The sequence below is a fragment of the Mixta tenebrionis genome, assembly GCF_006517625.1.
GTDB classification, from domain to species: Bacteria; Pseudomonadota; Gammaproteobacteria; order Enterobacterales; family Enterobacteriaceae; genus Mixta; species Mixta tenebrionis.
Genome location: NZ_VHQI01000019.1, coordinates 32,677 through 46,643, shown reverse-complemented (window position 1 = coordinate 46,643; position 13,967 = coordinate 32,677). Strand labels below are relative to the sequence as shown.

The 13,967-nt window shown below is 54.4% G+C and carries 18 protein-coding genes and 1 tRNA gene; 12 read left to right on the top strand and 7 right to left on the bottom strand.

Features of this window, described 5'->3' with window-relative positions; all coding sequences use genetic code 11:
- Positions 1-119 precede the first annotated feature (119 nt).
- From FKM52_RS20415 to FKM52_RS20405, 3 genes are all read right to left on the bottom strand, one after another.
- Positions 120-195, bottom strand: a tRNA-Asn gene (locus tag FKM52_RS20415).
- Positions 196-287: 92 nt separating this feature from the next.
- Entirely contained in the window at positions 288-1,076 is a 789-nt protein-coding gene (gene mtfA, locus FKM52_RS20410) for a DgsA anti-repressor MtfA (RefSeq protein WP_141177964.1), read from the bottom strand.
- 106 nt (positions 1,077-1,182) lie between these two features.
- Positions 1,183-1,845 carry an ASCH domain-containing protein gene (locus FKM52_RS20405; protein ID WP_141177963.1) on the bottom strand — a complete coding sequence of 221 codons (663 nt, stop codon included), beginning with the start codon at positions 1,843-1,845 and terminating at the stop codon, positions 1,183-1,185.
- 640 nt (positions 1,846-2,485) lie between these two features.
- Here FKM52_RS20405 and FKM52_RS20400 point away from each other — a divergent pair.
- From FKM52_RS20400 to FKM52_RS20385, 4 genes are all read left to right on the top strand, one after another.
- Positions 2,486-3,190 (top strand): phosphohydrolase, encoded by a 705-nt coding sequence (locus tag FKM52_RS20400; protein ID WP_141177962.1) that lies wholly within the window; start codon positions 2,486-2,488, stop codon positions 3,188-3,190.
- Positions 3,191-3,259: 69 nt separating this feature from the next.
- Entirely contained in the window at positions 3,260-3,538 is a 279-nt protein-coding gene (locus FKM52_RS20395) for a hypothetical protein (protein ID WP_141177961.1), read from the top strand.
- A gap of 421 nt (positions 3,539-3,959) precedes the next feature.
- Positions 3,960-5,369 (top strand): DNA cytosine methyltransferase, encoded by a 1,410-nt coding sequence (locus FKM52_RS20390; RefSeq protein ID WP_141177960.1) that lies wholly within the window; start codon positions 3,960-3,962, stop codon positions 5,367-5,369.
- A 206-nt stretch (positions 5,370-5,575) separates the two neighbouring features.
- Entirely contained in the window at positions 5,576-6,058 is a 483-nt protein-coding gene (locus FKM52_RS20385; protein WP_141177959.1) for a very short patch repair endonuclease, read from the top strand.
- Between the two features lie 54 nt (positions 6,059-6,112).
- Here FKM52_RS20385 and yedA read toward each other — a convergent pair whose 3' ends face one another.
- On the bottom strand, positions 6,113-7,033 hold the full coding sequence (gene yedA, locus FKM52_RS20380) for a drug/metabolite exporter YedA (RefSeq protein WP_141177958.1): 921 nt from the start codon (positions 7,031-7,033) through the stop codon (positions 6,113-6,115).
- 159 nt (positions 7,034-7,192) lie between these two features.
- Between yedA and FKM52_RS20375 the strand changes: the two genes are divergently transcribed.
- The 7 genes from FKM52_RS20375 (at position 7,193) to FKM52_RS20350 (ending at position 10,574) form a co-directional block, all read left to right on the top strand.
- Entirely contained in the window at positions 7,193-7,462 is a 270-nt protein-coding gene (locus tag FKM52_RS20375) for a hypothetical protein (protein ID WP_141177957.1), read from the top strand.
- A 15-nt stretch (positions 7,463-7,477) separates the two neighbouring features.
- A complete protein-coding gene (locus tag FKM52_RS20370) occupies positions 7,478-8,380 on the top strand; it encodes a DUF808 family protein (protein WP_141177956.1) in 903 nt (300 codons plus the stop codon).
- 40 nt (positions 8,381-8,420) lie between these two features.
- Positions 8,421-8,552, top strand: coding sequence for a hypothetical protein (locus FKM52_RS22125; protein WP_280115543.1), 132 nt, complete (start codon positions 8,421-8,423; stop codon positions 8,550-8,552).
- A gap of 277 nt (positions 8,553-8,829) precedes the next feature.
- Positions 8,830-9,009 (top strand): YodC family protein, encoded by a 180-nt coding sequence (locus FKM52_RS20365; RefSeq protein WP_141177955.1) that lies wholly within the window; start codon positions 8,830-8,832, stop codon positions 9,007-9,009.
- Between the two features lie 103 nt (positions 9,010-9,112).
- Positions 9,113-9,790 carry a LexA family protein gene (locus tag FKM52_RS20360; RefSeq protein ID WP_141177954.1) on the top strand — a complete coding sequence of 226 codons (678 nt, stop codon included), beginning with the start codon at positions 9,113-9,115 and terminating at the stop codon, positions 9,788-9,790.
- A gap of 93 nt (positions 9,791-9,883) precedes the next feature.
- Positions 9,884-10,162, top strand: a complete 279-nt coding sequence (locus FKM52_RS20355) for a hypothetical protein (protein ID WP_141177953.1) — start codon at positions 9,884-9,886, stop codon at positions 10,160-10,162.
- Positions 10,163-10,370: 208 nt separating this feature from the next.
- Positions 10,371-10,574 carry a hypothetical protein gene (locus FKM52_RS20350; protein ID WP_141177952.1) on the top strand — a complete coding sequence of 68 codons (204 nt, stop codon included), beginning with the start codon at positions 10,371-10,373 and terminating at the stop codon, positions 10,572-10,574.
- A 104-nt stretch (positions 10,575-10,678) separates the two neighbouring features.
- Here the strand turns inward: FKM52_RS20350 and FKM52_RS20345 are convergent, their stop codons facing one another.
- From FKM52_RS20345 to FKM52_RS20335, 3 genes are all read right to left on the bottom strand, one after another.
- Positions 10,679-11,899, bottom strand: coding sequence for a glycosyltransferase family protein (locus FKM52_RS20345; protein WP_141177951.1), 1,221 nt, complete (start codon positions 11,897-11,899; stop codon positions 10,679-10,681).
- Between the two features lie 45 nt (positions 11,900-11,944).
- Positions 11,945-12,751, bottom strand: coding sequence for a mannosyl-3-phosphoglycerate phosphatase-related protein (locus FKM52_RS20340; RefSeq protein ID WP_141177950.1), 807 nt, complete (start codon positions 12,749-12,751; stop codon positions 11,945-11,947).
- A 417-nt stretch (positions 12,752-13,168) separates the two neighbouring features.
- On the bottom strand, positions 13,169-13,384 hold the full coding sequence (locus tag FKM52_RS20335) for a hypothetical protein (protein WP_141177949.1): 216 nt from the start codon (positions 13,382-13,384) through the stop codon (positions 13,169-13,171).
- 376 nt (positions 13,385-13,760) lie between these two features.
- Between FKM52_RS20335 and FKM52_RS20330 the strand changes: the two genes are divergently transcribed.
- Complete coding sequence (locus FKM52_RS20330; protein WP_141177948.1) at positions 13,761-13,919, top strand: YqaE/Pmp3 family membrane protein; 159 nt, start codon at positions 13,761-13,763, stop codon at positions 13,917-13,919.
- The last annotated feature ends 48 nt before the right edge of the window (positions 13,920-13,967 follow it).

Here is a 13,967-nt window from a genome sequence, read left to right as displayed (position 1 = left end):
CCATCAAAAAGATATGGCTTCGGTTGGTTTTTAGTGAACGAGAGTGAACCTGAAGAAGGGGGAATCAGACGACAGAAATGCAGAAAGCAGACGTCAGTGAGCGTCTGCTTCCCTTAAATTGGCTCCTCTGACTGGACTCGAACCAGTGACATACGGATTAACAGTCCGCCGTTCTACCGACTGAACTACAGAGGAATCGGTTAAGTGGCGCGAATATTACCGTTAGCTTATCGGGCTGTCAACAGTAAAAAAACTATTATTATTCAGCTGGCTAGCTTTGCAGCAGTTTACGCCTGCGGCCTGTCCTCCGGTTGCGGTACGGCCAGCGGGCGCAGGCGCGCCAGCGGGTCCTGACGGTAAAAGCGGGTCAGGCGCTGATAGAAGCCAGAGAAGCGCTGCGCCAGCAGCTCAGGCGCGCTGAAAAAGTATTCTGACAGCACGGCAAAGCATTCCGCCGGATCGGTAGCGGCATAGGCATCAATAGTGGCCGCGTTCTCGCCAACCAGATCCACCTCTTCCTGAATCGCCTCCATCGCCGCATGCAACTCCAGCTCCCAGCCGGCCACCTCACGCAGCGGGATTGCCGGAACGCCGTTGGTATAGCCGCTGCCGCGCGCGTCCAGCTTGTGAGCGACTTCGTGAATAATCAGATTGAATCCGCTGAGATCGAATGAATCCTGAATATCGATCCAGTTAAGAATAATCGGCCCCTGCTGCCAGCTCTGGCCCGACTGCACGCTGCGATCGCTGTGCACCAGGCCATCCTCATCCTGCCAGCTGTCCTCGGCGACAAAAGGCGCCGGGTAGATTAGTACCTCATGAAAGCCATCCAGCCACTCCAGCCCCAGCTTTAGTACCGGCAGGCAGAACAGCAGGGCGATGCGCGCATGGTGTAAAGCTTCCAGCTCCAGCCCGGCCAGCGGCACCAGCCGCTTATGGTGTAAAAAACGCTGCGCCAGCTGCACCAGCGCCTGCTCCTCATCGGGCTGAAGTGACGCAAAGATGGGCGCTGACAGCGCCTGTTGCCAGGGGAGAGGCGCAGGGGCAACCTTTTCTTTCCACGGCCATTTAATCATCGCAAAACTCGCTCGGCGAAAAGTGAATAATTGCGTACCATGCCGCAGGCTGGCCCATCGCGCAATCGCCGGATCGACTAAAGCGGGGGAAGGTCACAGCCTTTCATCAGGCACGGCGAAATTCGATTACCCACACCCAGGGATTAACCTCCCAGCTGGTGCCGCCGTACTGTTTTTCCCAGGCTTTGCGATAGGCCTCTTTTGGCGCGATAGATTCGCTGTTCATAGTGAAAAAGTGATTCAGAAAATGTGAATCGGTCTGTACGCCCTCCGCCATTACGTCATCGTCGCTGATATCCTGAATGCGCTCTGCCCGCACGTCGGTAATCAGTAAATCGATGCGGCTGGCCCAGCGCGGCATATGAATGCCCGTTTGCCAGCCAAAGGTTTCGCTTTCTTCATCATGCTGGTGGCCCGGTTGGTGACTGTCGGCGCGATACTGACAATATTTCGGCTGGCGGAAGCTGGCGGGCGTGCGCTCGTAATCCTGTATTTCCGCAGGAGGAACAATCGGACCTCGCCAGGTTTCGCGCACCCACAGCCGATCGCCCGGCTGGCCGTAAGGACACTGGTAGCTCAGATCTTCCATGCTCATCATTTTTTTGCCGTGCAGATAATTACTGGTTACATCAACAGCGTAGCAACCTTCATGATTGTCCTGTCCTGGACCAAAAGGCTGTGATTTCATAATTCGCCGGGTTTGGGTTTGCTGGCCAGCCAACAGGGCGCGCACACGTTGTTCAGAGAACAGAATTGGCCTTTCTTTCATGATATACCTCATTTTTCTTTTTTCTTAAGTACCCGGTAACATTTCTGTGCAACAGGCAATAAGATAAATCCTAACATTACTCATGATAAAAGGGGGCAATCATTTCAATAATTATTCATGAGAATATCTTATAAAAAATGATGCAATTGCCACCGGCAAAGAAGCCAGCCCGCTGAGTTTTGACAGCGTGGCCTGTTACGATAAATGAAATTCGCGTCTCATCGTTTTATTGTATATTTTTACAGTGGCTTAATGTGCAGCAAAGCGCACAATTTCACCCTGCGATAGTCAGTTTGAGTTAAGTGATAGGCCTGCCACTATGTCATATAGTGGTCTGACATGCAGTACGCCTGTTGTCTGATTTATCGTTTCATCATTACCATTTCTTATATTTTTTCAGATTTAACCTTACTGTTGAAATGATGACATTGTTGCATTTATGTTGTTATATTGTAATTTTATAGCTATAAATTGATATAGATCGCATTTTTGACAGGCTCATTACAAGGATTACAATAGCAGCCAGCGTCATTCAGCCGTCATAAAACGGCGCTATATCCGCATCGGGAGCCAGTTTTTCCGGCTCGTATACGCGTGCCGCGCTGCAACCCTGATCGAGCTACTCATTAAGGAGAAGTTGATGTCCCTTACGCACTGGCAAACCCGCTTTGAAAACTGGCTGCACGCCAGCTGGTCACAGGATGATAAGGCGCACGATATTGCTCATTTGCGACGCGTCTGGAAAACGGCGCGGCAAATAATGCAGGGCAGCGAGGCCGATCCGCTGGTGGTGCTTGCCGCCTGTTATTTTCACGATGTGGTCAACCTGCCGAAAAATCACCCACAGCGGCATCTCGCTTCCACTCAGGCGGCAGCGGAAACGCGGCGTATTCTGAGCGAAGCGTTTAGCGATTTTCCGCCGGAACGACATGATGCGGTGGCTCATGCGGTGCTGGCGCACAGCTTTAGCGCCGGCATCAGGCCGGAAACGCTGGAAGCGCGTATCGTGCAGGATGCCGATCGGCTGGAATCGCTGGGCGCAATCGGCCTGGCGCGGGTGTTTTACACTTCCGGCGTGTTGGGGAGGGCGCTGTTCGATAGCGAGGATCCGTTAGGGCGCGACCGCCCGCTGGACGATACGCTCTGGACGCTCGATCACTTTCAAAAGAAACTGCTGCGCCTGCCCGATACTATGCAGACCGCAGAAGGGAAACGGCTGGCGCAGCATAACGTCGCCTTTCTGGTCACCTTTATGGCTAAACTCTGCGCAGAGCTGCAGGGCAATATGATTTCGCTGGATGAATCGGTGCTGCGTGATTTTATGCCGGTATTGAGTGAATATTAAATTTTTGTGACACCCTGTTAAATTCGGTCCCGTTCCGCTACGTTGTCGCAAACAACCAGGAGGAAGGGTATGACAGACACGGTTAGCTTAACGATCAAAATCGATCCGGCATTAAAAGAGACGTTAAAAACGCTGGCGCTGGAAAACCAGCTTTCGCTGAGCGAGGAAGTAAGCCAGCGCCTGCATGCCAGCCTGCTGAATCAGCCTCATCCGGCGATTGATAGCCCCCATACGGCAGAGCTGGCGCTACCGCAGGAAGAGGCACAGGAAGAACCGACGCCGCAGCTTACCAACAGCGAGCTAAAACAGCTGCGCACGCTGCTGAAGAAAGGCAAAAAGAAAAAATAAGCGGCGCAGTAAACCGGCGCGCGCTTTGCGAAAGGCGCCGCGCCTGTTGCATCACGGCCTGTGAGGCCAGGGCGCCCTGTTGCGACAGCGGCTGGCGCGCTTTTATCCGCCTTGTTTTTACGCTCCCGCAGCGTAATTTTTCCGCATGCCGGCGCCGCGCCGCAGCGTGCGCTTTCCGCTTCGCCCACCCTGTTACCCGCTTTTATTCGCCGATCGCATAGCGCTGCTGGCTGCCATTGCGCGCGCCTTTGCTGCTGTAGCACGCGGGTCGCCAATCCTCAGGCAAATGTGAGCTACCGCTGATTATTTCATCAGCGCAGCGCGCCTGACCGCATAGCGGGCAGAGCGCGGCGCTATCTGATGGAGCGCTGGGTCAAACCGGTGATACACTTGCCACACTTTTTACCAAAACAGTGAAGTTATGAGCGAATTTGATGAAGTGGCGCTGCAGCTGGCGCAGCAGGCGCAGGCGGATGCGCAGCAGAAACGGCAAGAGGATCGGGCGCTGCTGCAAAAGGTGCTGGACGTGTACGATCGAAAAAGCGTCGCGGCCTGTTTACGTCAGCTAAATCAGCATGAATGGACGCGCGAATCGCTGGGCCGCTGGCTGGCGGGCAAGGGCAGCCAGCGTCTGCTGACCGCTGCAGAGGTTGCGCTGCTGCGCCAGATGCTGCCTGCGCCTCCGGCGCACCATCCCAACTACGCCTTTCGCTTTATCGATCTGTTCGCCGGTATCGGCGGTATTCGTAGCGGTTTCGAGGCCATCGGCGGCCAGTGCGTCTTTACCAGCGAGTGGAATAAACATGCGGTGCGCACCTATAAGGCTAACTGGTACTGCGACGAACAGCAGCATCGTTTTAATCAGGATATCCGTGACGTAACGCTCAGCCAGCGCGGCGATATTGATGAGCAAACGGCGTGGCGGCATATCGATGCAGCTATCCCGCAGCACGATGTGCTGCTGGCGGGCTTTCCCTGCCAACCTTTCTCGCTGGCGGGCGTTTCCAAGAAAAATGCGCTCGGACGCGCGCATGGTTTCGCCTGTGAGGCACAGGGCACGCTATTTTTCGACGTGGCGCGCATTATTGCCGCCAAAAAGCCGGCGATTTTCGTGCTGGAGAATGTCAAGAATCTGAAAAGCCACGATAAAGGCAATACCTTCCGCATCATCATGCAGACGCTGGATGAGCTGGGCTACGAGGTAGCGGATGCCGATGCAAACGGGCCGGATCCGAAAATTATCGACGGACAACATTTTCTGCCGCAGCACCGTGAACGTATTGTACTGGTGGGGTTCCGGCGCGATCTGCGTCTGCAGCCCGGTTTTACCCTGCGCGATATCTCGCGTTTTTGGCCGCAGCGGCGGCGCACGCTGGCGGAGCTGCTGGAGCCGCAGGTCGACGAGAAATATATACTGACGCCGACGCTGTGGAAATATCTCTACAACTACGCGCGCAAGCATCAGGCGAAGGGCAACGGCTTCGGCTATGGCCTGTTCAATCCCGCCAGCACCGATGGCGTGGTGCGCACGCTGTCGGCGCGCTACTACAAAGACGGTTCGGAAATCCTGATCGATCGCGGCTGGGATCGTGCGCTTGGCGAAGCGGACTTTGATCATCCCGATAACCAGCAGCGTCGTCCACGACGGCTGACGCCGCGCGAATGCGCCCGACTGATGGGATTTGAAACGCCGGAAGGAAAAAGATTTCGTATTCCAGTGTCCGATACCCAGGCCTATCGCCAGTTCGGCAATTCGGTGATCGTGCCGGTATTCGCTGCCGTGGCGCAGCTGCTACAGCCGTGGATCGCCGAGGCGGTAAGCAAACGATAGCGCCTGAGCCAGCGGCAGCATCTTCTTCATGCAATACGTGCAGCGCAACGCCTGCGGCGGGCGTGTGACGCTCCTGTTAATGGAAGCGCCAGCCTGACAGTTAGATCCGTGGCTGGCTTGTAAATTATTCCAACAGGCGCATCGGTAATTTGCTGCTTTTCCCCTCAGGCGCATACACTGTTAACAGGTGAAAAGGAGAAATTGCTATGGCTGATGTGCATTCCGTCGCGGTGCGCAGTAAAAACATGCGCGCCATCCGCACGCGTGATACCGCCATCGAGCAGCGTCTGGGCGAGCTGTTGACCGATCGCGGGTTTCACTATCGGGTTCAGGACAAAAACCTGGCGGGGCGGCCCGATTTTGTTCTGGAAGAGCAACGGGCAATTATTTTTGTACATGGATGCTTCTGGCATCACCACCACTGCTACCTGTTCAAAGTGCCTGCTACCCGCACCGCCTTCTGGATGGGGAAAATCGGCAGCAACGTGGAGCGCGATCGGCGCCACATCGCTCAGCTGACGCAGCAGCAGTGGAAAGTGCTGGTAGTATGGGAATGCGCGCTGCGCGGCAAGCTGAAGCTGGAAGATGAGGCGATCGTCAGCCGCCTGGAGGAGTGGTTGCTTGCCAGCAGCAGCAATGCCGCGATCGATCATCAGGGCATGCATCCGCTGATGCTCCAGGCTGACTAGCTTCAGCCGCGCCCGCCGGCAAATGCTACAGGGGCGCGCTGATTATCGCTTCGCTTAATCCGACTTTTGGTTTGCCGCCGTGTTGGAAGAGCGCGTCGGGAACAATGTTTTCCCCAGCGTCACCAGCACCACGGCGAAAATAATAATGGCCAGCGCCAGCCATTCGCGCGGCGTCAGCTGCTCGCCGCCGAAGCTGGTACCCAGCAGCACCGCTACTACCGGGTTTACATAGGCGTAGCTGGTCGCCACGGCGGGCGTAACATTGCGGATCAGATACATATAGGCGTTAATGGCGATAATCGAGCCAAACAGCATCAGGTAGCCCAACGAAAGAAAGCCCTGCAAATCGGGCAGAGCGGTCAGGCGCTCGCCGCTCAACACGCTAACCAGCAGCAGCGCCACGCCCGCCACGATCATTTCAATCGCGCCCGCCATCGCCCCGGTCGGCAGAGTAATACGTGAGCCGAGAACCGAGCCGAACGCCCAGCTCAGCGCCGCCGTCAGCACCAGCAGCGCGCCCTGCGGATTCCCCGCCAGATGGCCGCCGCTGTTCAGCAGGATAATACCGGCCAGGCCAACCAAAATCCCCAGCCATTCAATTTTACGCGTGCGGATGCCAAACAGGCGGCTAAAGCACATAGCGAATAGCGGTACCGTCGCCACCATCACCGCCGCCAGACCCGACGGCACCTGCTGATGCTCAGCCAGCGTAACCAGACCGTTGCCGATCGCCAGCAGCAGCAGGCCGATCAGGCCTGCGTTAATCGCCGCCCGACGATGCGGCAGCGGCTGGCCGCGCCAGCGCAAAAAAATAAACAGCAACAGTCCGGCCAGCAAAAAGCGCAGTCCTGCCAGCAGCAGCGGCGGCCAGCTCTCCACGCCAAGTCGAATAACAAAATAGGTGGAGCCCCAAACGATATATAAAGTAAACAGCGCAAGAGACAGCGGCAACAGCGAGGGGGTGGCGCGCGACATTTTTTCAATCCGATGATAATCAAAGGCTTTAATCTGCCATGAAATAAGACAAATTACCTGATTTTTTCCCATCGCGGCGCGGCGATTTGGCGCAGAGTTTGCCAAAGCGGACCATAATTGGTTAGATCGCTGTTTTGGCCTGATGACTCTGGGGGCGGGATGTCCAGTATTAAGCTGACGGTAAGGCGGCTGTATAAGCTGCAGGGGGAGCGCATGGTCAACACGCGCGCGACGGCGCGGATCTATGTGGGTGAAACCCTGATAGCGACAGAAGAGATCACCGGTATGACTGAAAGTCCGGTGAGTAAATATTTGCACCACCACGCCGGTAAGGGAGCGGTGCGCGTTGAGTGGGATTGTGAGGGCATCGCGGATATGACGGTCAGCGACATCGAAGTGTGCCCCTGCTGTCAGCACGATGAATCATAAAATAAGGAAACCAACTTGGCTGGAAGTAGCTTACTGACACTGCTTGATGATATCGCCACGCTGCTGGATGACATCTCCGTAATGGGCAAAATTGCCGCAAAAAAAACCGCAGGGATGCTGGGGGACGATCTGTCGCTGAATGCGCAGCAGGTCACCGGCGTCAAGGCAAACCGGGAGCTGCCGGTAGTCTGGGGCGTGGCGAAAGGCTCATTCCTCAATAAGTTGATACTGGTGCCGCTGGCGCTGCTAATCAGCGCCTTCGCTCCCTGGGCAATCACTCCGCTGTTGATGATCGGCGGGGCTTACCTCTGCTATGAGGGGGTAGAGAAGGTGCTGCACAGCCTGCATCACGATAAGACAGCTGAGACGCCGCAGGCGCGGCAGCTGCGGCTGAAAAAACTGATAGAGCAGGATCCGGTCGGCTATGAGAAAAAGAAAATCAAAGGGGCAGTGCGCACCGACTTTATTCTCTCCGCAGAGATCGTCACCATCACGCTAGGTGTGGTTTCCGAAGCCACGCTGCTGGATCAGATCCTGGTGCTGGCCGGCATCGCTATTGTTGTTACCATCGGTGTTTATGGCATTGTCGCCGCCATTGTAAAACTGGACGATCTCGGCTACTGGCTGAGCGAGAAAAAGGCGACGGCGGCGCAGGCTATCGGCAAAACGCTGGTGGCGGCAGCGCCGTGGCTAATGAAGATCCTGACGGTTGTCGGCACGCTGGCGATGTTTCTGGTGGGCGGCGGTATTATCGTGCACGGCGTACCGCTGCTGCATCACGCCATCGCCCACTATAGCGAAGGTTTCAGCGGCCTGGTCACCATGCTGCTGGAGAACGGCGCGAACCTGGTGGTGGGCTTTATCATTGGTTCGATCGTGCTGTTGGTAGTAAATCTGATTGCCAGGCTGCGTGCTTAAGGTATAAAGAGCGGCGCAATTTCACTAACGGGAGCAGGCTATGAACGACGATATGTTTGAATTTGACATCGATGCGCAGCTGGAAGCGGCTGAAGCTAACGCGGTAAAAAAAGCCAGTGAAGTGCCTGACGAGCTGGATGATGAAGCGGATTGTGAAGGCTGTAAAATTTAGTTGCCTGCGTTGTCGCCCGCTTCACGCTTGTTCAGCGCGCAGGCGGGCGCAGCGATATGCATAAAACGGACTGGCGTCCGTTTTTTTTCGCCTTTTTTCAGGCATCTGCGTGTCAAACTCAGGCGTAATTTTTACCTGTTTTGTTTATATTCCCTGATTTTCACTGGCTATTGCGCGTTATGTCGAGCTTTTTAACTGCCTTAGAGGAAAATTTAGAAACGGCCTGCTATACATAGTGGATACTTTTTTCACGTTAACTTAACAAAGGAGGCCGCAAGTGTTTATCAGCGTTAGCGATGAAGTGAAGCATAAAGAGAATGGTCAGACGATGATCGTTACCGGTATTGCCAGCGGCATGGTCGAGTGTCGCTGGTATGACGGTTACAGCGTAAGACGCGAAGCGTTTCACCAGGATGAGCTGTTCCTTATTCATTCGTCTAGCCAGCTTGCCAGCTAAACCTCGTCCGCCAGGCTTGACTGGCGGATAGCCATTTTGTACATTTGGTTCATTAGTTCCTTTTTTTGCGTGTAAAGCACGCCTTTAATGAACCAGGTGAACCATGTCAGAAGAAAACCATCGTCACGCTTTTTCCGCCAGGCTTATTGAAGCCTGCAATCGTAAAGGTCTTGAGGCGCACGGGCGCGGCGTGCTGCTGGCGCGCGCGCTTTCCGTTACGCCGCGTGCGGTAGGCAAATGGCTGAACGGTGAGGCCTTGCCGCGTGATGGTAAAATCCAGGCGCTGGCCGACTATCTTGACGTCAGCCGCGAATGGTTACAGCTTGGCACCAGCACGCTGGATAATAACGTGGGCGCAGTGGCGCAGGCTGGCACTTTCCACTGTTATCCATTAATCAGCTGGGTCAGCGCCGGGCGCTGGAGCGAAGCGGTTGAACCCTGGTCGCGCGCCGAGATCGATCGCTGGCCCGCCACTACACGTCATGTCAGCGAAGGCAGCTTCTGGCTGGAGGTAAAAGGAGATTCCATGACCTCGCCCGTAGGCCTTAGCATACCCGAAGGGATGATGATCCTCGTCGATCCCGATATTCCCGCCACATCAGGTAAACTGGTGGTTGCCCGCCTGGTCAATGCTAATGAAGCCACCTTTAAACGCTATATTGAAGATGGCGAACGTAAATACCTTAAACCGCTGAATCCTGAGTATAAAATGCAGGAAATTAACGATGACTGTCGTATTATCGGCGTGGTGGTCGAGGCAAAATGGGAGAATCTGGCCTAGATGGAAATATTAGCAAAATGAACCAATAGTTCTTGTCATATGTGTACTTTTAGTTCATTATTAATTCATCCTTTAACCGTCAGGAGAAAAGGGATGGAGATGATCATGAACGGCGTCGTATTGCTGTTGGGTATTGCGAAAGGTTGTCTTAACCGGCTAACGCTACAGGAGTGGGGCTATCTGCTGGGCGTGGCTTTTACTCTGTTGCGTGGTCTATTGATCTGGTATGACAATCGTACCGAGCAGCGTCGTCGTACCGCCATTTTCGAGCGCTATGCCGGAGAGCTGGCGCAGCGCGGCGTTCGCCAGGCGTGGAACAAGCTGCGCAGGCTGGAAGCGAAACCGCCTGCCTCCGATCGTGCTAAAAAATAGCCGATGCGTTTTACCCGCTTCCGCGCAGGTAATCGTAGCGGGCTGCCTGCGCGGTAGTTTATTTTATTAGCGTTTCGCTGTTATAAAAGCAAAGAACCGTCTGCCTGTTTTTTATTTCTAAAATGAAAATAAATAGCCTTTATTCTTGATGGCGCTATGTTCATGGATAAACAGAATATCGAATCAGTAATTTATCGGGGAGTACGGTATGAACGCGATGAAGAAAATGGCTGTATCAAATATTTTTGCATTATGCCATGTCATATTATTTGCCCACCTGTCATCACTGCAGGTGATGTATAACAGCAGCCCACAGCATATTTATGATGTGCTGCTGGTGGCGGTCGCTTTTTTTGGTTTTAAATATCTCTGTCTGCGGGTTATTAATTTTTTCTGGCGGGCGCCTTCGTAGCGGGACGCTTTAAACTGCGCAAAAATGTAGGAAAAGCGCCGTATCCCTGTCGTCAGGTTCGCAGCAGCCAGGCCATGCGGACGCTGGCGCGTCCGCAGAGCGAATTAAACCTTCCCCTGATTATCCTCTTCCACCGCCTGGTAGATGCGCTGCAAAATATCCGGGAAGGCAGATTGCACGCGGCTCCAGCTGGGAATAAACGGCTTGTCGTTAGGCCGTTCCATAACGGATTGCCCGGCGTCGAGAATCGCCTGGGTAAACATCTCTACCGCCGCCTCTTCACTGTGCTGATCGAAATGCAGTCCGTTCATGCCGGCCTCGTGGCTGTAGATTTCCATCATATCCAGCGCGTTGCGGTAATAGGTGGCTTTCAACACGCGGAAAGAGTCGCTGGTCAGGTTGACGCCCATGGTAGCCAGCTTGCGCAGCAGGGACTGGACAATATCATTGCTCATGCGGCGCAGGCCGCCAGTGCCATCCTCTTCGGAAAGCGGCTGGTGCTTGTGATCGTAGTTATGCGCAATCTCAACCTGACAGCTCTGGCGCGTGGTGTAGTTGCGGTAAATTTCCGACAGCACGCCGATTTCCAGTCCCCAGTCGCCGGGGATTTTGATGTTGTTCAACACATGAGTGCGCATGGCAAACTCGCCGGAAAGCGGGTAGCGGAAGCTGGACAGATAATCGAGATAGTCCGAATGCCCATAGACCTGCTGCAAAGAGCGCAGCAGCGGCCCCACCAGCAGACGTCCCACGCGTCCGTTCAGCTTGTTATTCGCCACGCGTGCATAAAATCCTTTGCAGAACTCATACTGAAACGCCGGATTCGCCAGCGGATAGAGCAGGCGCGCCAGCATGCCGCGCTCGTAGGTAACAATATCGCAGTCGTGCAGCGCCACGCAGCTGCTGCGATCGGAGGCGAGCGTATAGCCGGTGCAGAACCAGACATTGCGTCCTTTGCCCGGCTGGCTGGGTGATAAACCCTCTTTATCCAGCTCGGCATCCAGCGCCTTCAGGCGCGGGCCGTCATTCCATAAGATGCGATGGCGTTGGGGCAGGCGGGAAAAAAACTCGCGTGCAAAAAGAAACTGGTCGCGATCGGCGCGATCGAGGCCGATAACGATCTCCTCCAGATAGGGTACTTTCGCCAGCTCTTCGACAATATGATCGAGCGCCGGGCCTTCCAGTTCGGAAAACAGCGAGGGTAAAATCAGCCCCATCTTACGCTTGCGCGCAAACTGCACCATTTCGCTTTCCAGCGCTTCGGTTGGGCGTCCGGTCAGGTTATGAAAATTGGTAATTACGCCGTTCTGGAAAAAATCACTCATATCTGGCTCCTCATACGTCAATCGGGCGCAAGGGCCGCGATGAGATCATTCCTGCGAAATAAAATAGTCGAGGCCTTCACACCAGCCGGCGGGGCCATATTCCATTGTCTGATAGACGTGGCGTTCATCCTGTCGCGTTAGCTCTACCGGGGTTTTGCTGTATCCCCTGATCACCACGGCGTAATCAACGCTGTCCAGCATTGGCGCATCGTTGGGGCCATCGCCAAGCCCGACGGTAATAAAACGCTTACCACCTGAGGTGGTCATATTTTGCAGCAGCCAGCGCAGCGCAGCGTCTTTGCCGCTGCCTGCGGGCATGACGTGCCAGAATCGTCCGCCCTGAACCAGCATCAGCGCCTCTTGCTCCAGCGCCTGCCGGAAACGCGCCAGCTGCTCGTCGCTGTCGCGCCATATCAGTGGTTCCGATGCTTCGCGCATGCGCGCCAGCGCGACCTCCGCGGGGGGCAGGCCGGTAATATCCGCCAGCGCTTTTTCGGTAAAATCAGCAAAGCCGGTGAAACGAAAATGGTGATGCTGCTGCAGGCGGCGCAGGCAGTGGCAAATTTCATCGTAGTTTTTACCGGCATGGTGGCGTGCCATCTCGCCCTGGGCGTTATCAATCTGCACCAGCGCGCCGTTTTCCGCGATAAAAGGCGCGCCGGAAAAACCGAGCCGTTGCTGTAGCGGAATGATTTCGGCAGAGGTTTTGCTGGAGCAGATCACTAAAGGTATTTGCGCAGCGCGCAGGTGGGACAACCAGCGCTCCGCCGGCTGCCAGCTGTAGGTATGGTGATCCAGCAGGGAACCATCGAGGTCGGTGACGATCATTAAGGGATCTTGCAAGTTCGGCATGGCAAAGTCCTCGTGGTAACGGCGTCGCTACGATAGATAGTGATGCCTAAGTATAACGAGAGTTGTTAACTATGCCGGAGGGAGTGGTAAAGCCAGCGTTAATTATTTGTTCGGAATATTCTGGAATTAAAACGCAAAAGATGCAGATAGTAATAATCAGGCAGGGGAAGTAAAAATTCCTAACCTGACGATTTTAAACATTTAACCAGCAACAGAGCGCGATAATGCGACGATTTCTTGCTGGAAAATAAGATTATTCCTGGTGGTTAACTATCGTAATCTGGCGCGGTAAAGGAGTTTCCTGGTGTAACGAATTTTTTTGACAATGCTGTCTTCCCGGCCGGTAACAGGCCGGGATTTTTTTTGTCTGTAAACGGAGCCGCCAGGCTGCTTTTATCCACAAGCGAACCAGTCAGGCTACTTTATTTCGCTTACCCAGCAGTCGTGAATATCCAGTTCAAAGCGCTGTGCCAGTTCAGGCGAGCCGGCGTTGAGCGATTTCGCGTGCCGATCCTGTTCCAGCTCCCATTCGCCGTAGCTATCCATTTGACTGAACGCCTCTGCGCCAGCTGCAGAAAACGGCGCGCGCGCGGCATCGAAAAATACATTGTCGGGAAAAAGGTTATCGTTCATCGCTATCTCCTGCAGCCAGGCAGAAAGCGAAAGTATAGGCGATTTGTACAAAAATAAAGCAGCGGCAATCGCGAAACGAACGAAATAAGAAATAGCTTAAAAAAAGCCCGCCTTAAGCGGGCAAATATTCTGGTTACTTTTAGGTTCACTGCATCTGTGGGGGTTGGCGCAGTGGCAGAAAGTGTAAGGCGACGTCGTGTAAAAAATCTTGTTGCGGAGCGTTAAGAAAATGCAAATAGCTGACTGCTGACTGCTGCGCTTATGGTTGCGGATTATTGGGCGGTGGGCGGCGGTCAGCTTTACCTACGCTTACAGGAAGGAATCAGCGGGCCTGCTACACTGACACACTGATAACACGAGCAAAACAGGAGAGGCTATGGATTTATTACGTATTATTATCGCCATTATATTGCCGCCGCTGGGCGTATTTTTACAGGTCGGTTTCGGCGGCGCTTTCTGGCTAAATATTCTGCTTACGCTGCTGGGCTATATTCCCGGTATCATTCATGCGGTCTGGGTGATTGCGCGGCGCTAGTTCGCCGTTTATTCTCCGCTGTTAGCGTAGGCATTTGAACAGGGGGAG

Coding starts and splice junctions, on each gene's coding strand:
- FKM52_RS20350 (WP_141177952.1), top strand. CDS start 10,371: ATGAACGCGATGAAGAAAATGGCTGTATCAAATATTTTTGCATTATGC.
- FKM52_RS20395 (WP_141177961.1), top strand. CDS start 3,260: ATGACAGACACGGTTAGCTTAACGATCAAAATCGATCCGGCATTAAAA.
- FKM52_RS20360 (WP_141177954.1), top strand. CDS start 9,113: ATGTCAGAAGAAAACCATCGTCACGCTTTTTCCGCCAGGCTTATTGAA.
- FKM52_RS20335 (WP_141177949.1), bottom strand. CDS start 13,384: ATGAACGATAACCTTTTTCCCGACAATGTATTTTTCGATGCCGCGCGC.
- mtfA (WP_141177964.1), bottom strand. CDS start 1,076: ATGATTAAATGGCCGTGGAAAGAAAAGGTTGCCCCTGCGCCTCTCCCC.
- FKM52_RS20345 (WP_141177951.1), bottom strand. CDS start 11,899: ATGAGTGATTTTTTCCAGAACGGCGTAATTACCAATTTTCATAACCTG.
- FKM52_RS20330 (WP_141177948.1), top strand. CDS start 13,761: ATGGATTTATTACGTATTATTATCGCCATTATATTGCCGCCGCTGGGC.
- FKM52_RS20390 (WP_141177960.1), top strand. CDS start 3,960: ATGAGCGAATTTGATGAAGTGGCGCTGCAGCTGGCGCAGCAGGCGCAG.
- FKM52_RS20340 (WP_141177950.1), bottom strand. CDS start 12,751: ATGCCGAACTTGCAAGATCCCTTAATGATCGTCACCGACCTCGATGGT.
- yedA (WP_141177958.1), bottom strand. CDS start 7,033: ATGTCGCGCGCCACCCCCTCGCTGTTGCCGCTGTCTCTTGCGCTGTTT.
- FKM52_RS20355 (WP_141177953.1), top strand. CDS start 9,884: ATGGAGATGATCATGAACGGCGTCGTATTGCTGTTGGGTATTGCGAAA.
- FKM52_RS20375 (WP_141177957.1), top strand. CDS start 7,193: ATGTCCAGTATTAAGCTGACGGTAAGGCGGCTGTATAAGCTGCAGGGG.
- FKM52_RS22125 (WP_280115543.1), top strand. CDS start 8,421: ATGAACGACGATATGTTTGAATTTGACATCGATGCGCAGCTGGAAGCG.
- FKM52_RS20400 (WP_141177962.1), top strand. CDS start 2,486: ATGTCCCTTACGCACTGGCAAACCCGCTTTGAAAACTGGCTGCACGCC.
- FKM52_RS20405 (WP_141177963.1), bottom strand. CDS start 1,845: ATGAAAGAAAGGCCAATTCTGTTCTCTGAACAACGTGTGCGCGCCCTG.
- FKM52_RS20385 (WP_141177959.1), top strand. CDS start 5,576: ATGGCTGATGTGCATTCCGTCGCGGTGCGCAGTAAAAACATGCGCGCC.